General features: G+C 41.0%; 17 protein-coding genes and 1 tRNA gene. 11 read left to right on the top strand and 7 right to left on the bottom strand.

The genetic code is table 11. The features are described from left to right. A partial coding sequence (locus ACTIEV_RS04570) for a DUF4372 domain-containing protein (protein ID WP_439516215.1) occupies window positions 1-289 on the bottom strand: 289 nt, incomplete at its 3' end. A 188-nt stretch (window positions 290-477) separates the two neighbouring features. Between ACTIEV_RS04570 and ACTIEV_RS04565 the strand changes: the two genes are divergently transcribed. Further along, the gene (locus ACTIEV_RS04565; protein ID WP_178889344.1) at window positions 478-759 is read left to right on the top strand and encodes a DUF721 domain-containing protein; all 282 of its coding nucleotides are present in this window, start codon (window positions 478-480) and stop codon (window positions 757-759) included. A 187-nt stretch (window positions 760-946) separates the two neighbouring features. Here the strand turns inward: ACTIEV_RS04565 and ACTIEV_RS04560 are convergent, their stop codons facing one another. Together ACTIEV_RS04560 and ACTIEV_RS04555 are read right to left on the bottom strand one after the other, a co-directional pair. After that, window positions 947-2,035 (bottom strand): BT_3928 family protein, encoded by a 1,089-nt coding sequence (locus ACTIEV_RS04560; protein WP_322195942.1) that lies wholly within the window; start codon window positions 2,033-2,035, stop codon window positions 947-949. Next, window positions 2,032-2,583 (bottom strand): DUF1599 domain-containing protein, encoded by a 552-nt coding sequence (locus ACTIEV_RS04555; protein WP_322195941.1) that lies wholly within the window; start codon window positions 2,581-2,583, stop codon window positions 2,032-2,034. The genes ACTIEV_RS04560 and ACTIEV_RS04555 overlap by 4 nt, the downstream gene beginning before the upstream one ends. A 67-nt stretch (window positions 2,584-2,650) precedes the next feature. Between ACTIEV_RS04555 and folP the strand changes: the two genes are divergently transcribed. Next, entirely contained in the window at window positions 2,651-3,499 is an 849-nt protein-coding gene (gene folP / locus ACTIEV_RS04550) for a dihydropteroate synthase (RefSeq protein WP_322195940.1), read from the top strand. Window positions 3,500-3,614: 115 nt separating this feature from the next. Here folP and ACTIEV_RS04545 read toward each other — a convergent pair whose 3' ends face one another. Together ACTIEV_RS04545 and ACTIEV_RS04540 are read right to left on the bottom strand one after the other, a co-directional pair. Then, window positions 3,615-4,544 (bottom strand): FKBP-type peptidyl-prolyl cis-trans isomerase, encoded by a 930-nt coding sequence (locus ACTIEV_RS04545; RefSeq protein ID WP_322195939.1) that lies wholly within the window; start codon window positions 4,542-4,544, stop codon window positions 3,615-3,617. 7 nt (window positions 4,545-4,551) lie between these two features. Then, window positions 4,552-5,559 (bottom strand): DHH family phosphoesterase, encoded by a 1,008-nt coding sequence (locus ACTIEV_RS04540; protein ID WP_439516214.1) that lies wholly within the window; start codon window positions 5,557-5,559, stop codon window positions 4,552-4,554. A 138-nt stretch (window positions 5,560-5,697) separates the two neighbouring features. Between ACTIEV_RS04540 and ACTIEV_RS04535 the strand changes: the two genes are divergently transcribed. Further along, window positions 5,698-6,114, top strand: a complete 417-nt coding sequence (locus ACTIEV_RS04535) for a nucleoside-diphosphate kinase (protein WP_322195937.1) — start codon at window positions 5,698-5,700, stop codon at window positions 6,112-6,114. Between the two features lie 420 nt (window positions 6,115-6,534). Here ACTIEV_RS04535 and ACTIEV_RS04530 read toward each other — a convergent pair. Next, a tRNA-Pro gene (locus tag ACTIEV_RS04530) sits at window positions 6,535-6,608 on the bottom strand. Window positions 6,609-6,721: 113 nt separating this feature from the next. On the opposite strand from ACTIEV_RS04530, the gene ACTIEV_RS04525 reads away from it, so the two are divergent. From ACTIEV_RS04525 to ACTIEV_RS04495, 7 genes are read left to right on the top strand one after another with little or no spacing between them, the layout of a single operon-like run. Continuing rightward, window positions 6,722-7,984, top strand: coding sequence for a dihydroorotase (locus tag ACTIEV_RS04525; protein ID WP_439516213.1), 1,263 nt, complete (start codon window positions 6,722-6,724; stop codon window positions 7,982-7,984). Between the two features lie 12 nt (window positions 7,985-7,996). Beyond that, the gene (locus ACTIEV_RS04520; protein WP_439516212.1) at window positions 7,997-8,539 is read left to right on the top strand and encodes a DUF4199 domain-containing protein; all 543 of its coding nucleotides are present in this window, start codon (window positions 7,997-7,999) and stop codon (window positions 8,537-8,539) included. Window positions 8,540-8,547: 8 nt separating this feature from the next. After that, entirely contained in the window at window positions 8,548-9,492 is a 945-nt protein-coding gene (locus tag ACTIEV_RS04515) for a glycosyltransferase family 2 protein (RefSeq protein ID WP_439516211.1), read from the top strand. Then, entirely contained in the window at window positions 9,467-10,645 is a 1,179-nt protein-coding gene (locus ACTIEV_RS04510; RefSeq protein WP_439516210.1) for a glycosyltransferase, read from the top strand. Before ACTIEV_RS04515 ends, ACTIEV_RS04510 begins: the two co-directional genes overlap by 26 nt. A 14-nt stretch (window positions 10,646-10,659) precedes the next feature. Beyond that, window positions 10,660-11,238 carry a D-sedoheptulose-7-phosphate isomerase gene (locus ACTIEV_RS04505; protein WP_439516209.1) on the top strand — a complete coding sequence of 193 codons (579 nt, stop codon included), beginning with the start codon at window positions 10,660-10,662 and terminating at the stop codon, window positions 11,236-11,238. 10 nt (window positions 11,239-11,248) lie between these two features. Beyond that, complete coding sequence (locus tag ACTIEV_RS04500) at window positions 11,249-11,818, top strand: D-glycero-alpha-D-manno-heptose-1,7-bisphosphate 7-phosphatase (RefSeq protein ID WP_439516208.1); 570 nt, start codon at window positions 11,249-11,251, stop codon at window positions 11,816-11,818. 47 nt (window positions 11,819-11,865) lie between these two features. Continuing rightward, entirely contained in the window at window positions 11,866-12,756 is an 891-nt protein-coding gene (locus tag ACTIEV_RS04495; RefSeq protein ID WP_439516207.1) for a hypothetical protein, read from the top strand. A 59-nt stretch (window positions 12,757-12,815) separates the two neighbouring features. On the opposite strand, the gene lepA is transcribed toward ACTIEV_RS04495, so the two are convergent. Next, window positions 12,816-14,600 carry a translation elongation factor 4 gene (gene lepA, locus ACTIEV_RS04490; RefSeq protein WP_439516206.1) on the bottom strand — a complete coding sequence of 595 codons (1,785 nt, stop codon included), beginning with the start codon at window positions 14,598-14,600 and terminating at the stop codon, window positions 12,816-12,818. A 145-nt stretch (window positions 14,601-14,745) separates the two neighbouring features. Here lepA and ACTIEV_RS04485 point away from each other — a divergent pair, with 145 nt between their 5' ends. Further along, window positions 14,746-15,705: an ion channel gene (locus ACTIEV_RS04485; protein WP_439516205.1), complete on the top strand. Its 960-nt coding sequence runs from the start codon at window positions 14,746-14,748 to the stop codon at window positions 15,703-15,705. Window positions 15,706-15,738: the final 33 nt, after the last annotated feature.

Here is a 15,738-nt window from a genome sequence, read left to right as displayed (position 1 = left end):
TACGTCTATTATTAGCATCTGAAAGAGTGCTACGTCTAGGATGGCTACTCATTCCCAAATGTTGAATCCTATGTTCCCAAGCAAGCATGCCAGTCGTCACTTCACGTAGTGACGTGCAACGGTTAAAGGTGGCATATAACATCGTAACCAGATGATCGTAGGTCTTCAAGGACTTACAGTATCTATCTGATCTGTTTTCACGAGCTACTTTAGAAATTAAAGAGCGCGGAATAAAAGAAAGTATCTGACTGAAGATCGGCTGTCCGGTAAAAAAATTACCTTTACTCATGGGTATTTTTTTGTTGTGGTAAACTAAAAATAACCAGAAAAAGGAGGCTTTAATGGCCTCCTTACTTTTTTTCTTCACTTTTTACCGGACAGCAATGGCTTCAAGCCGCAAGCTACACGCCACACGCTTTAATTTTTGACTTTTTACTTTTGACTTTTGATTTTTGACATTTCCCCTACCTTTACCCCATGTCAGAATTCCATATTGGCGATGCAATCAAAGGCTTTTTGAAAAAGAGCAATCTCCGCAATGGTGTTAGAGCTGTGCAGATTGAAGACATATGGGAAAAACTGATGGGAAAAACGATCGCGCGGTATACTGATAAGATTCAAATCATCAACCAGAAACTTTTTATTACTACCAGCGTGGGTCCACTCAAGAATGAATTACTCTACCAAAAAGCACAAATTATTGAACGTGTGAATGAAGCTTTTGGTGAGAAAGTGATCACGGAAGTCGTTATTCAGTAAACTGCGAGCTACGAGCTTTGAGTGGAAGTAATAGCAGGCTTTCTTCTATTCATTTTATAAATGATAAGGCTTGAGACTTTATCTTACATCAATGAATGTAATGAATTAATTATTCAAGTACACTATTTGATTCTTCAAATTAACCTTAGAAAAGCTCACAGCTCATGGCTCATAGCTCGTAGCTATTTCAGGGAATCAATCGAGACGCTTTTCCCGCCGGTAATTTTTCTTTGACCAAAGAACCATTCATCAGAAAATAAGTTGGATTCACCCTTGCAGCTGTTTTAATAACAGTGGCATCTCCTTTCAATAAAGTTATTTCAGGAAATAATGTTCTAGCCTTATCTGCGTCTGCGGTCATTAGTAATACTGTTATTCCTTTAGCTGTCCATTGTTGGTATTGTGTGATGAACTCCTCTTTCCATTGATCAGCTTTACGCATATCCTGAGCTAATACCAGTACATAATCTTCTTTCTTTGAGAAAACAGCTTGTGTCGTATCTTCTCCTGAAAAATTTTGCAGCGTAAAATCAACGATCTTGGCGGTTAAGCCATTCCCTTTTCTTACCAGTTTATCTTCTCGATCCATGTATTCGTAGGTAGAGTCAAAATTGTCCGGGAATGATGTTTGGTCGAAGCTGATTTCTTTACCGTCTTTTTTGTATTTAAAAACAATGGCAAAACTATCCGGTATGGCTCCTTCGGGTGTTTGCATTTGTTGTACAATATCATTTCCTTTTTTATAAGGCAAGCAATCAACCAAGGGCAGATTTTTCAACACATACCATTGCAAAGCTGCGGTAGCTAAGAGGCTGATAAATACAATGGTGATACTACCTGTTTCACTCATCATGGCTGGTACACGATAGACAGTGAATAATAGAATTAAAATAAGCACCAGTAAAAGAATGTCTTTGCCAAAAGACATAGCCGGTGTTAAAGGAATACAATCACCAAAACATCCGCATGTTTTTATCTTGCCTGAGAACAATGCATAACCGGTAAGGAAGGTGAAAAAGATGATCAACAATAAAAGCATCCAGGTGATGCTGCGCAAACGCCAGCCAACGATCACAGCTACTCCGGCAAAGATTTCAAATACATTCATTACCAATGAGAATACCAAGGTATAATCATGCAGAAAATGCCAACCCCAGACTTCAAAAAACTCCTGCATTTTATAACTCAATCCCAATGGATCATTGGCTTTCACCAATCCGGAGAAAATAAACAGCAATCCAACGATCCAGCGGATCAGGGTAATAATGGTTCTCATGCGCTATGTTTTCCTTCTTCAATTAAAATCAATGCAAAAACGGCGTAGTTAATGATATCTACATAATTGGCATCAATGCCTTCACTGATCAGGGTTTTACCATCATTTTCGAGTATTTGTCTGATGCGCAATAGTTTCATGAGTATCAGATCAGCAAAGCTCTCCTGACTCATATCTCTCCATGCTTCACCATAATCATGGTTTTTATCCAGCATGGTATTTTTAGCGAATGTTACATATTTATGATAGTTCTCTTCTACCAACGTAACGGGTAATTCTTCTACTTGTGGATTGCCCATTTCCAATTGAATCAATCCAATGATGGCATAATTGATGATCCCTTTGAATTCAGAAGGAATATCATCTCCGATCTTTTGTGTTTTCAGGTCTTGAATGGTTCGGATACGCAAAGCTTTAATGAAGATCTGATCTACCACCGAAATGGTCCGCAATACACGCCATGCAGTACCATAATCTTTTGTTTTCTTGATAAAAATATCTTTGCATCCTTGAATTGCCTGGTCGTATTGTTGATTTGTTGTGCTCATTTTTCAAGAACCACTTAGGGCTTTGGTAATATCTTTGATGTGTGCTGCAATATAAATGAAACCAAGGATGTTTACACTCAACTGCAAAGGAAGATTATTGACAATTGATCAGCCCATCGTCATGGGCATCATCAATACTACCCCCGACTCCTTTTATGAAGATAGCCGGAAATCATCTCTCGACGCGGCCCTGTCGCAAGCCGAAAAAATGATTCGCGAAGGGGCAACTATTCTCGATATCGGCGCACAAAGTACCCGTCCGGGTAGCACGGCTGTTGGAGCGGATGAAGAAATACAACGACTTGCTGTTGTAATTCCGGAAATACATCGTCGTTTTCCGGATACCATTCTTTCAGTAGATACCTATTACAGTGAAGTTGCCATAGCCGCTGCAGAGATGGGTGCTTCTATTGTTAATGACATCAGTGGCGGACAATTTGATACAGCCATGATTGCCACTGCAGCTAACTTACACATGCCTTTTGTATGTATGCACGTAGAAGGAAAAAATGACACCATGCACCAAACACGGGTGGAAGGTAATGTCACCACAAGTGTTACAGATTATTTTATAAAAAGGATGGAGAGTTGTAGAGAGCAAGGACTTACAGATTTGATATTGGATCCTGGTTTCGGCTTTAGCAAAACGACTGACCAAAATTTTGAATTGATACGTTCTGTACCTGAATTTAAATTATTAGGGAAACCTTTGTTAATAGGAGTTTCCAGAAAGTCTACGATCTATAAAACTTTAAATTGCACTCCTGCTGAAGCTTTGAATGGCACTAGCGTTTTGCATACCGCAGCTCTTTTAGGTGGTGCAGATATTTTGAGGGTGCATGATGTGAAGGAAGCGATGGAAGCTATTACGCTAACACAATATTTACTATTAGAGAGGCCGTATCAAAAATTTTGAGACTCGTTGGTGGCTTATGGACCATGGTCCATGGTCTATGGGCTATGGGCTATAGTAAAAGAAAGAGGCTGTATCAGATTTTTAATACAGCCTCTTTTATAAAATTGTGTAGTTTCTATCGTTGCTGTGGAGCACCCGGATTCGCCGTTTGAGGCTGTGGGGCTTGTGGTGTAGGTTTTGTTACATCCACTACTTCAATATCAAATCCAAGATTTGAGTAGGGAGGAATTACCGGAGCAGAGCCTTGCTGACCATAGGCCATCCATGCCGGAACGATGATACGTCCCTTACCACCTTTACCAAATAAACGCAGTGCTTCATCCCAACCCGGAATTACCGATCTGCTTCCCACTACAACCGGATAAGGTTGGTTATTCGGTCCATTCGGATTCATATTGGTATCAAATATTTCCCCGTCTTTTTTACCATCCGTAAAATAGCCTTTGTATAAAACAGCAGCCTGCCAACCGGAGTCTGCTTTTTGTCCCGAACCCGGATTCAATATCTCTACCTGAACACCGGAAGCTGTAGACTGTACTTTCATGTTCTTTTTCTTGGCATACTCTTTTACTTCAGTAATTTCTCTTTGTTTTTCGAGTTCCATTTCCTTATCGTAATCAGCTTTCACTTCATCCTGGGTATTGAACACTTTGAGAATCTCAAAACGTCCATTGATCATATCGCCCTGTTTGAACATATCATTGTATTCAATCATCTGCATTCTTTTCAGGGTATCGAGAAACAGCACAAACTCAACTTTATCACCCGACGCACATTTTGTAATGATCTCGGTGAAAGTATGTTTACCCAAATTGGCAGTATCCAAAGGGAAATACACAGGTATACGACCAAAAGAAGATTGTAATACAGAATCCTTAGATTTTAACTTGTATTCAATATGCAGTTTCAAAAACTGTCCTTGCTTAACTTTTTCTTTGGTTCCTCCGCTGGTGATTTTATACGTCATTCCGGAAGGTGCTTTTTCGAATTGGTTACAGCTTGCAAGCAAAACGATCGCCAGTAACAGCGAAGTGGTTGTTCTCATCATTGTTTTATTGTAATTGATTGTGATACGCTTTTATGATCTCTTTAAACTGTTTAACGGTTATTTCCAGACTTTCACTGCTTCTGCCACCGGCTGCATTTTTATGACCGCCACCTTCGAAATGTTTTCTGGCAAATGTGTTCACATCAAAATCACCCTTGCTTCTAAAACTCCATTTACGCTCTTCATCTCTGTCGATGACAATGGCTCCAAGTTTGATACCTTGAATCGTCAATAAATAGTTCACCAATCCTTCGGTATCGCCGGTTTTGATATCAAATTTTTGCAAATCAGCCCGTGTAATATACATCAGACTGGTATTGTATTCATACAAAACTTCCATTCTGTTCAATAATGCATGTCCAATAAAACGCAATCTGTTTTCCAAAAAGCTGTCATAGATACTTTCATGCACTTTGGTATGGTTCATTCCTGTTTCCTTCAAATGTGCCGCCATTCTATGCACGGAAGCAGTAGTAGCCGGAAAACGGAAGGAACCTGTATCCGTCATTAGCCCCGTGTACAAACATTCTGCCATCGCTACATTGAGGTGATCAGCATAACCGGATGACAAGATAAAATCATACACCATTTCACAGGTAGAGCTTTTGGAGGTATCACTGATGCCATAGGTAAAAGCTTCTTCTTGTGGCTGTTGGTGGTGATCGATCAATATTTTAATGCATTTCGCCTCCGTTAATGGCTGTTCCATGTGTTTGGTGCGATGTAAGACATTAAAGTCGAGACAAAACAGCACTTCTGCCTTTTGAATGATGTCCAATGCATGGTGTCGACGCTGTTCAAAATCGATGACTTCGCTGGAACCGGGCATCCAATCCAGAAAATTGGCCCAATTGGTGGGTGAAATCACGGTTACTTCATGACCTAAGGACCGTAGGAAATGATACAAACCCAATGCAGAACCCATGGCATCGCCATCCGGTTTCTGGTGCATGGTTATGACCGCTTTGAAAGGGGTTTTGAGAGAAGGCAGGAATTGATCGATTGATTGCATAGTCAGGCGGCAAAATTGCGGTTTCCCAACTGTTCCGGCAAATGATTTTCCTACCATTTAACAAAATTCCTATGATAATCTCCACAAAACGCCCTGCTTTGCTGTACTTTTGCCGCCGAAATTGATAAAGCAAGTACTATGAGTAACAGAACTTTCACCATGATTAAACCGGATGCAACCGCTAAAGGACATACCGGTGCTATTTTAGACCAGATCGTTAAAGCCGGATTCAGCATCAAAGCCATGAAGTGGACCCGTCTGACCCCTGAGCAAGCAGGTTTATTCTATGATATCCACCGTGAGCGCCCTTTCTTTGGAGAATTGGTTGAATTCATGAGCAGCGGCCCTATCGTTGCTGCCATCCTTGAAAAAGAGAATGCAGTAGCTGATTTCCGCAAATTGATCGGCGCTACCAATCCGGCACAAGCTGAAGAAGGAACCATTCGCAAATTATACGCCGCATCAGTTGGCGAAAACGCTGTTCATGGAAGTGATAGCGATGAGAATGCTGCGATTGAAGGCGATTTTTTCTTCTCTAAGTTAGAGAGATTCTAAATAGTTGACAGTTGACAGTATATAGTTGACAGGGATAGAAATGAAAGAGGCGAACAGTAAACTGTTCGCCTCTTTTATGTGCTGATTAAGTAAAGCCTAGAATACGATACCGAAAAATTCTCCCCCTGTCATCTATCAACTCTCAACTGTCAACTAATAAAAAGAGGTTAAACATCAGCTTAAACTCTCCTATCGGGACGACTGGATTCGAATGCCGACGATACTGTCGGCATCGAGACTGAAACGTCTCGACCAGTTGACGCTCTTGCATAAAAAAAGAGGTCAAGTACAACTTAACCTCTCCTGTCGGGACGACTGGATTCGAATGCCGACGATACTGTCGGCATCGAGACTGAAACGTCTCGACCAGCTGACGCTCTTGCATAAAAAAAGAGGTCAAGTACAACTTAACCTCTCCTGTCGGGACGACTGGATTCGAACCAGCGACCTCTTGCACCCCATGCAAACGCGCTACCGGGCTGCGCTACGTCCCGTCAAACCAAAATCAGAGATCTGAGATCAAAAAATCACAGATTTGATTGGGGCTGCAAATATAGGGGTAAAAGAAAATTTCAGGTTATATTGCACAAAATTTTATACCCGCTACATGAAGATCCTCATCAGGCAGGCAATGATTGCCGATCCACATGCTACATTCAATGGACAGGTAAAAGATATACTAATTGAGGACGGAATCATTACTCAAATAGCTGATAAGATCACCGGAAAAGCAGATCACGAAATCATATCCGATCAAATCATCGTCTCTCCGGGTTGGGTAGACATTTTTGCACATGCCTGTGACCCCGGTTTTGAATACAAAGAAACATTGGCTACCATGTCTTCAGCCGCTGCAGCGGGTGGATTCACACAAGTATTTGCTTTGGCGGATAATAAACCCGTAACAGATAATAAAGCACAAGTAGAATATATCCGATTAGGATCGCAATGTCTACCGGCGAGTATTCATCCGATTGGCACCATCACAAAAGGCAAAGAAGGGCAAACACTCGCCGAAATGTATGATATGCGCAACAGTGGTGCGGTGGCTTTCTCTGATGGATTGCAACCCGTTCAATCACCCGGACTATTGTTGAAAGCACTGCAATATGTGAAAGCATTTGATGGTGTGTTGATCCAAATGCCGATCGATAAAAGTATTGGTGCCGGCGGATTGATGAATGAAGGGATTGTTTCAACCAAATTGGGCTTACCCGGTTTGCCTGCATTAGCGGAAGAATTGATCATTAAAAGAGATATTGATCTTGTTCGATATACCGGATCGAAATTACATATCACCGGAATCTCCACAGCAAAGAGTGTGGCATTGATCAACGACGCTAAAAAAGAAGGGTTACATATTACTTGCAGTGTAACACCGTATCACCTGTTCTTTTGTGATGAAGACTTACAAAGCTATGATACGAATCTAAAAGTAAATCCTCCACTCAGAACACGTGATGATATGATGGCTTTGCGTGCGGCTGTGAAAAATGGGCAGATCGATTGTATCGCCTCACATCATATACCGCAGGATTGGGATCATAAAACCTGTGAGTTTGAATATGCCGCTTATGGGATGCTGGGTTTGCAAACTGTATTACCTGCTTTACTGGAATCTGTAGACGGATTGAGTAATGACCAGATCATTGCATTATTATCCACCAATGCGCGTAATATTTTTGGATTGACGCAGACACATATACAGGAAGGCACACAGGCTGAGCTCACCATTTTTTCTACGAAAAAATCCGGAAAACTCACTAAAGAGATACTGAAAAGCAAATCGAATAACAGTGCTTTTTTGGATAGAGAGATGAAAGGTGTAGTGATGGCCACCATCCACAAAGGACAGCTTCATCAACCATAAACCCACTCAACCATGAAACCAAATCTGAATCAAACTGCTATTACTTACGGAGTTATTACCGGATTAATCTATCTCGCATTAACATTTGGCGCCTGGGCTGTAGGTGATACAAGTACTTTTGTATCCATCACCGGCATTACCACTTTCATTCCTTATGTAATTGTAACACTGATCATCGTAGGTATCAAACTGCGTAAAAGCAATGATAACCTGTTGAGTTTTCAGGAAGCACTCAAATTTACTTTCCTGGCTTATGTGATCTATGCATTGATAGAAGCGATTGGTAATTATGTACTGTATGCAATGGTTGACCCTGACCTTACTGCCAAAGTGATGGAGATCACTATGAAGAAAACCATGAAGATGATGGAGGCATTTGGTGCCAGTGAACAGCAAATGGAAGAAGCTATTGGCAAAGTAGAAGCAGAACCCAAACATACCTCATTCAAACAAATATTCTTAGGATTAGGCATTACTTTAATCTGGAATTTTTGTAAATCATTGCTGATCAGCTTGGTGATTAGAAAAGAAGCTAAATTCGAAGATCAATTATAATTTCATTTATGGACCTGTCAATAGTCGTACCCCTGCTCAATGAAGATGAATCGCTACCCGAATTATGCGGGTGGATAGAATCTGTCATGAACAAACACGGCTATAGTTATGAAGTCATCTTGATCGATGATGGTAGTGTAGACAATAGCTGGTCTGTGATCCAACAAATCGGTGCGAAGAACCCTTGTTTTAAGGGCATCAAGTTCCAACGCAATTATGGCAAGTCTGCTGCATTGAATGAAGGTTTCAAAGCAGCACAAGGTGATGTGATCATTACCATGGATGCTGATATGCAGGATTCTCCTGATGAAATCCCGGAACTGAGACGCTTGATCCTGGAAGAAGGATATGATATGGTGAGTGGTTGGAAGAAGAAGCGATATGATAATACCTTAACGAAAAATATCCCTTCCAAATTATTCAATGCTGTTGCCAGAAGCAGTTCCGGTATTCGCTTACATGATTTCAATTGCGGACTCAAAGCCTATCGTAAAAAAGTAGTGAAGAGTATTGAAGTATATGGCGAAATGCATCGCTATATTCCTATTCTGGCAAAATGGAGTGGATTTAAAAGAATTGGCGAGAAAGTAGTAGAACATCGTCCACGTAAATATGGTACCAGTAAATTTGGATGGCAAAGATTTGTCAATGGGTTTTTAGATCTTGCCACCATCATGTTCCTCGGAAAATTTGGGAAAAGACCCATGCAATTCTTTGGACTGTTGGGTACTTTATCATTTTTGATTGGTTTAGGTGCCAGTATTTCATTGATCATTTCTAAATTTTTATCATCCGATTTTTCGCTGACCAATCGTCCATCTTTTTATATCGCACTTACTACCATGATCATTGGTATGCAATTGTTTCTTACCGGATTTGTTGCTGAACTGATTGCAAGAAATGCTGCAGAAAGAAATGTATACCTGATTGAAGAAACATCCGGACTGGAATAACGTATCTTCCCTTTTGATGCAACAAAAAGTGATCATCATAGGATCTGCCTGGCCACTGAGAGGTGGTGGTATTGCTACTTTCAATGAAAGATTGGCCAGACAATTTCAAGCCGAAGGTGATGATGTTACGATCTATAGCTTTTCATTACAGTATCCATCTTTACTATTTCCTGGAAAATCGCAGTATGGGACAGAGCCTGCACCGACTGATCTAACGATTAAGAGTGTGATCAACTCTATCAATCCATTCAATTGGATCAGGGTGGGAAAAAAGTTACGGCAAGAAAATGCAGACCTGATTGTTGTTCGTTATTGGTTGCCTTTTATGGGTCCTTGCTTGGGCACTATTCTGAGAAGTGTTCGAAAGAACCGACATACTAAGATCATTTGTATTGCTGATAATGTATTACCACATGAGAAAAGACCTGGGGATCGTGCGCTGACTCAATATTTTATTCCACCTATTCATGCTTTCATCACCCTGAGTGAAAAAGTATTCAGCGATCTGAGATTGTTTACCCGGAAACCTGCGGAAGTAGTGATTCATCCTTTATACGACAATTTCGGGGATGCGATACCCAAAGCAACTGCCAGAGCGTTATTAGGGCTTCCTAAAGAAACTCCCATCATTTTATTTTTTGGTTTTATCAGGGCATATAAAGGGTTGGATTTATTATTACGAGCCATTGCGATATTAAAACAATCGGGAGCTACTCCACCCCATTTATTGATTGCCGGTGAGTTTTATGAAGATCAAGCAAAGTATGAATCACTGATCGATGAACTCAATATCAGGGATCTGCTGATTTTAAGAACAGATTTTATTCCGGATAGTGAGGTAAGAAATTATCTATGTGCCACAGATTTCGTGATACAGCCTTACAAACATGCCACACAATCGGGCATCACACCTCTATCCTATCATTTTGAGAAACCCATGTTGGTTACCAATGTAGGGGCATTACCGGCCATGGTACCACATGAGAAAGCGGGTATTGTTACGGAACCGGATGCGGATGCGATTGCAAAAGGCATTCGGCAGCTGTACAGTTTAGGTGAAGAACATTTTTTATTCCATCTTCGCGAAGAGAAAAAGAAATACAGTTGGGAAGTACTTACGAGTACTATCCGCAGACTGGCACAAGAATCCTAACCAAACATTTTCTTATGGCAACAAATATTCATGCAATCATCGCCGCATCCATCGCTGTAAAACAGGAAATATTGGCTGACAGTGCTTTTCAACAAAAAGTTCAGGATATTACCGATGCGGTAATCCATGCATTTCAGTCCGGTAAAAAAGTAATGTTTTGCGGCAATGGCGGAAGCGCTGCTGATGCACAACATTTGGCTGCAGAATTTTCGGGCAGATTTTATAAAAACAGAAGAGCATTACCATCAGATGCTTTGCATTGCAACACATCTTATTTAACTGCCGTTGCCAATGATTATAGTTATGATGATATTTATAGTCGCCTCGTAGATGGTACCATGGAAAAAGGAGATGTATTGATGGGTATCAGCACCTCCGGTAACTCCCCCAATATTGTAAAAGCATTTGAAACAGCTCGAGCCAAAGGTATTGTTACCGTAGGTTTCACAGGTGCCGGTGGCGGTAAGATGAAAGACTTGTCTGATCATCTTTTAAATGTGCCTTCTACTGTTACACCTCGCATTCAGGAAAGTCATATACTACTTGGACATATCATTTGTGAATTAACAGAAGCTGCCATTTTTAATGACTAAGGAAAGCCACATGTTGCAACTGGAAAACATTACCCCTGAATGGACTTTATTTCTTGACCGAGATGGTGTAATCAATCATGAGAAGAACAATGATTATATCTTACACAAGGATGAATTTCATTTTTATGATGGGGTTACTAAGGCTTTAGCCACTCTCCGACCTTTCTTTCGGTATATTTTAATTACGACCAATCAAAAAGGTGTGGGTAAAGGCGTGATGCGGCTGGAAGATTTGCAGAATATTCATCAATACATGCTCACTGAAATTGAGCAAGCAGGTGGTAGTATTGATCAAATTTATTTCTGCGCTGATCTTTTTGATGACTCGCCTAATCGGAAACCCAATCCGGGTATGGCTTTTCAGGCAAAAGCAGATTTCCCCGATATCGATCTGTCGAAAAGCATCATGATCGGTAATAGACCCAGTGACATGAAATTTGGGAGGAATGCGGGTATGTATACGGTGTTTGTTGCCACTACCCATCCGGAAGTTCCTTTCCCGGATCCCGATATTGACCTTCGTTTTGAAGATCTACCTGCTTTTGCAGAAGCCCTGATACAGATCAGTAAGCTGCAATAAAATCTTAAAACTGTAATGAACCGTTCTCTTTCAGTTATTTTTACAGTATGAAGCAAGCCCTGTTTCTTTTTTTACTGGTCATCACCTCTCTCTTTTTGCGTGCACAAGACAACCGCATGCAACTGCAGCAGATAGAAGATGAACTAAAGCCACTTGCTTATGCCATCTTGAATGAAGATCAGTTCTTGGATCGATTCAAGGCAGACAGTGCTTTCACGCGTGGTTTGGTGCGCGCTTTAAGAACGACTCATTCCTTTCGTTATCATTTCGACTCTTTGATCACCATCTCACAGCAGTATGCTCCGGATAGCAGCTTTAGAATCTTTACCTGGCAGATACAAATGGAAGACATGAACCATTTTCGTCAAAAGGGTGCGATACAAATGCGCACCAATGATGGTTCTTTGAAATTGATTCCTTTATTCGATGCATCTAAATTCACTGAAGCACCTTTTGATTCCATACGAACCAATCAAAATTGGATCGGTGCTGTGTATTATAATATCATACAAACCACCTATAACAATAGAAAATATTATACCCTCTTTGGTTACGATGAACATGATGCCAGAAGTAGCAGGAAATGGATGGAAGTCATGACTTTCGATGCCAATGGCAATCCACAATTCGGGGGACGTTATTTCAATTATCGGGAAGATGATATCAAACCCAAACAACCTGCATTTCGTTTTTGCCTGGAATACAAAAAAGACGCCAATGCCAAACTCAACTATGATCCTGAATTAAACATGATCGTTATGGCGCATCTCGTGAGCGAAGAAGGTGATAACAAAAAGAAACACACCCTTGTACCCTATGGCACGTTTGAAGGCTTCAAATGGCTAGGCGGAAAATGGGTACACCAAGCAGACATCACAGAAGTAAACCCTGATGGAAGGGTGAATCCGGATCAAACGAGGAAGAGAGGGAATCTTTGATTTTTTGATCTGTGATTTATTGAATTAAATCAAAAAATCACAGATCAAAAAATCAAAGATCAATCCAGTTTTAGCACGGCCAAAAACGCTTCCTGCGGTACTTCTACGTTTCCAATCTGGCGCATGCGTTTTTTACCTTCTTTCTGCTTTTCCAATAGTTTACGCTTACGGCTGATATCACCACCATAACATTTGGCAGTTACATCTTTACGCATCGCACTGATGTTTTCACGTGCAATTACTTTGGCTCCAATAGCAGCTTGTATCGCGATCTGGAATTGTTGTTTCGGCAATAGCTCTTTTAGCTTTTCACAGAGTCTGCGACCAAAGTCTTGTGCGCGACTGCGGTGGATCAGTGCACTCAACGCATCTACCTTATCTCCATTCAACAGGATATCCATCTTTACGATATCTGCTTCACGATAGCCGATCGGACTATAATCGAAGGAAGCATATCCGCGGGTAGAGCTTTTCAGTTTATCATAGAAATCAAATACGATCTCCGTCAATGGCATTTCAAAGATGAGTTCAACACGTGATGGTGTGAGGTAGCTTTGATTGATCAGAATACCACGCTTACCCAAACAGAGGGTCATGATATTACCGATATAATCAGGCAAAGTGATGATCTGCGCTTTGATAAATGGTTCTTCGATACGATCGATCTTCACCACATCAGGCATTTCAGCCGGATTGTTCACAATGATCTTTTCACCACGGGTGGTATATGCATTGAAACTTACGTTCGGTACAGTAGTGATAACGGTTTGATTGAACTCACGTTCCAATCGCTCTTGAATGATCTCCATATGGAGTAGTCCCAAGAATCCGCATCGGAAACCAAAACCAAGTGCTTGTGAAGTTTCCAGTTCAAAAGTCAGAGAAGCATCATTCAGTTGGAGTTTGTCCATACAATCACGTAACTCCTCAAACTCATCTGTATTTACCGGGAAGATACCTGCGAATACCATGGGTTTTACTTCTTCAAAACCATGGATCATTTCACCGGGATTACTGGCTAGTGTAATGGTATCACCCACTTTCACTTCTTTGGCATTTTTGATACCCGTGATGATATATCCTACATCACCCGCACGCACTTCCTGTTTGGGTGTCATGCTGAGTTTCAATACACCAACCTCGTCTGCGAAATAATCATTACCACTTGCTACAAAACGAATCTTATCCCCCTTTTTCAGTACTCCATTCAGAATGCGGTAGTAAACGATGATGCCACGAAAACTATTGAAAACACTATCAAAGATGAGTGCTTGTAAAGGAGCTTCGGTATCTCCGGATGGGGCTGGAATACGTTCAACAATGGCTTCCAAAATTTCTTCGATACCAATGCCTGATTTACCACTCGCCAACAGAATATCTTCCTGCTTACAACCTATCAAATCCACGATCTGATCCGTTACTTCCGGAATTTTAGCGCCATCCATATCGATCTTGTTGATCACCGGAATGATCTCCAGATCATTTTCAATAGCCAAGTACAAATTACTGATGGTTTGGGCTTGAATACCCTGGGAAGCATCTACCAATAACAAAGCACCCTCACAGGCAGCCAATGCACGGCTCACTTCATAGCTGAAATCCACGTGACCGGGCGTATCGATCAGGTTAAGCACATACTGCTCACCTTTATAGGTATAATTGATCTGAATAGCGTGACTCTTAATGGTAATCCCCTTTTCACGTTCCAGGTCCATATCATCCAGTACCTGGTCCATCATCTCCCGCTCGGTAATGGTCTTGGTATGCTCTAGCAGTCTGTCAGCCAGCGTACTTTTCCCATGGTCGATATGTGCGATAATGCAAAAATTCCTGATTTGCTTCATAAGGGCGCAAAGATAAGATGAAAAGGAACAAGACTGAAGAATCAAGGAACAAGCTTAGCCCGGATTATACACTGTTCTTCAACAAAATCAAACCAAGACCATATTTTGCTATATTAGGGGTACTAAGTTCCTGATAACTATGTTCTTGAATAAGATCAACAAAAAAGCCCAGATCAACAATGAAACAGGGCTGGGTACCAATACTACCCTGAGTGGTGGCGGTCGTTTTTTCAATCGAGATGGCAATCCCAATATGGATGTAAGGGGTATGAATCTTTGGGAAAGACTGAATATTTATCACTCGCTTCTGACCATGTCCTGGTTCAACTTTTTAACCGTCGTGGTCATCTACTTTGTAACGACTAATTTATTGTTCACCGGCATCTATTTTCTAATTGGGATCGATCATTTAGGCGGACTAATGGAAGTAACCGGTATTGAATTGTTTGGTGAAGTATTTTTCTTTAGTGCGCAAACATTCACCACCGTTGGTTATGGACGTATCAATCCGATAGGTTTTGCGGCCAGTTTTACCGCTTCAATGGAAGCCTTAACCGGATTGATGACTTTTGCCATTGCAACCGGCATTATGTGGGGACGATTTTCAAAGCCTAAAGCGTATATCCGTTACAGCAAAAATGCCATCATCGCCCCTTTTAGAGATGGTATTGCATTGATGTTTCGAATGGTGCCTTATACCAGAAATTATCTGGTAAATGTAGAAGTGAGGGTAACATTGGCGATTCATGTGGAAGAAGATGGGCAGCGTAAGAACAGATTCTACAATATGCCGCTTGATATTGCCAAAGCAAATACAATGACTGCTAACTGGACATTGGTGCATGTCATCAATGAAGAAAGTCCGATCTATGGTTTTACCAAAGATGACCTTACCAATGCGCGTGCTGAAATACTGGTATTTGTACAGGGGTTTGATGAGAGTGTGTCTAATACAGTGGTATCACGTACTTCTTACACTTACGAAGAATTTATTTTCGGTGCGAAATTCTTACCGATGTATCATCCGAATGAAGATGGCACCAAAACAGTGTTACATCTTGATCAGTTGGATGCTTATGAATCAGTGACTTTGCCTGTGAAATGATTTGATACGCTCAATAGAACACAGATTATCATG

The organism is Sediminibacterium sp. (assembly GCF_051861365.1).
Taxonomy (GTDB): domain Bacteria; phylum Bacteroidota; class Bacteroidia; order Chitinophagales; family Chitinophagaceae; genus Sediminibacterium.
This window is presented reverse-complemented; position numbering and strand designations above follow the sequence as displayed.

Coding starts and splice junctions, on each gene's coding strand:
- ACTIEV_RS04545 (WP_322195939.1), bottom strand. CDS start 4,544: ATGAGAACAACCACTTCGCTGTTACTGGCGATCGTTTTGCTTGCAAGC.
- ACTIEV_RS04505 (WP_439516209.1), top strand. CDS start 10,660: ATGGCAACAAATATTCATGCAATCATCGCCGCATCCATCGCTGTAAAA.
- ACTIEV_RS04535 (WP_322195937.1), top strand. CDS start 5,698: ATGAGTAACAGAACTTTCACCATGATTAAACCGGATGCAACCGCTAAA.
- ACTIEV_RS04495 (WP_439516207.1), top strand. CDS start 11,866: ATGAAGCAAGCCCTGTTTCTTTTTTTACTGGTCATCACCTCTCTCTTT.
- lepA (WP_439516206.1), bottom strand. CDS start 14,600: ATGAAGCAAATCAGGAATTTTTGCATTATCGCACATATCGACCATGGG.
- ACTIEV_RS04525 (WP_439516213.1), top strand. CDS start 6,722: ATGAAGATCCTCATCAGGCAGGCAATGATTGCCGATCCACATGCTACA.
- ACTIEV_RS04500 (WP_439516208.1), top strand. CDS start 11,249: ATGTTGCAACTGGAAAACATTACCCCTGAATGGACTTTATTTCTTGAC.
- folP (WP_322195940.1), top strand. CDS start 2,651: ATGTTTACACTCAACTGCAAAGGAAGATTATTGACAATTGATCAGCCC.
- ACTIEV_RS04560 (WP_322195942.1), bottom strand. CDS start 2,035: ATGAGAACCATTATTACCCTGATCCGCTGGATCGTTGGATTGCTGTTT.
- ACTIEV_RS04540 (WP_439516214.1), bottom strand. CDS start 5,559: ATGCAATCAATCGATCAATTCCTGCCTTCTCTCAAAACCCCTTTCAAA.
- ACTIEV_RS04520 (WP_439516212.1), top strand. CDS start 7,997: ATGAAACCAAATCTGAATCAAACTGCTATTACTTACGGAGTTATTACC.
- ACTIEV_RS04555 (WP_322195941.1), bottom strand. CDS start 2,583: ATGAGCACAACAAATCAACAATACGACCAGGCAATTCAAGGATGCAAA.
- ACTIEV_RS04565 (WP_178889344.1), top strand. CDS start 478: ATGTCAGAATTCCATATTGGCGATGCAATCAAAGGCTTTTTGAAAAAG.
- ACTIEV_RS04515 (WP_439516211.1), top strand. CDS start 8,548: ATGGACCTGTCAATAGTCGTACCCCTGCTCAATGAAGATGAATCGCTA.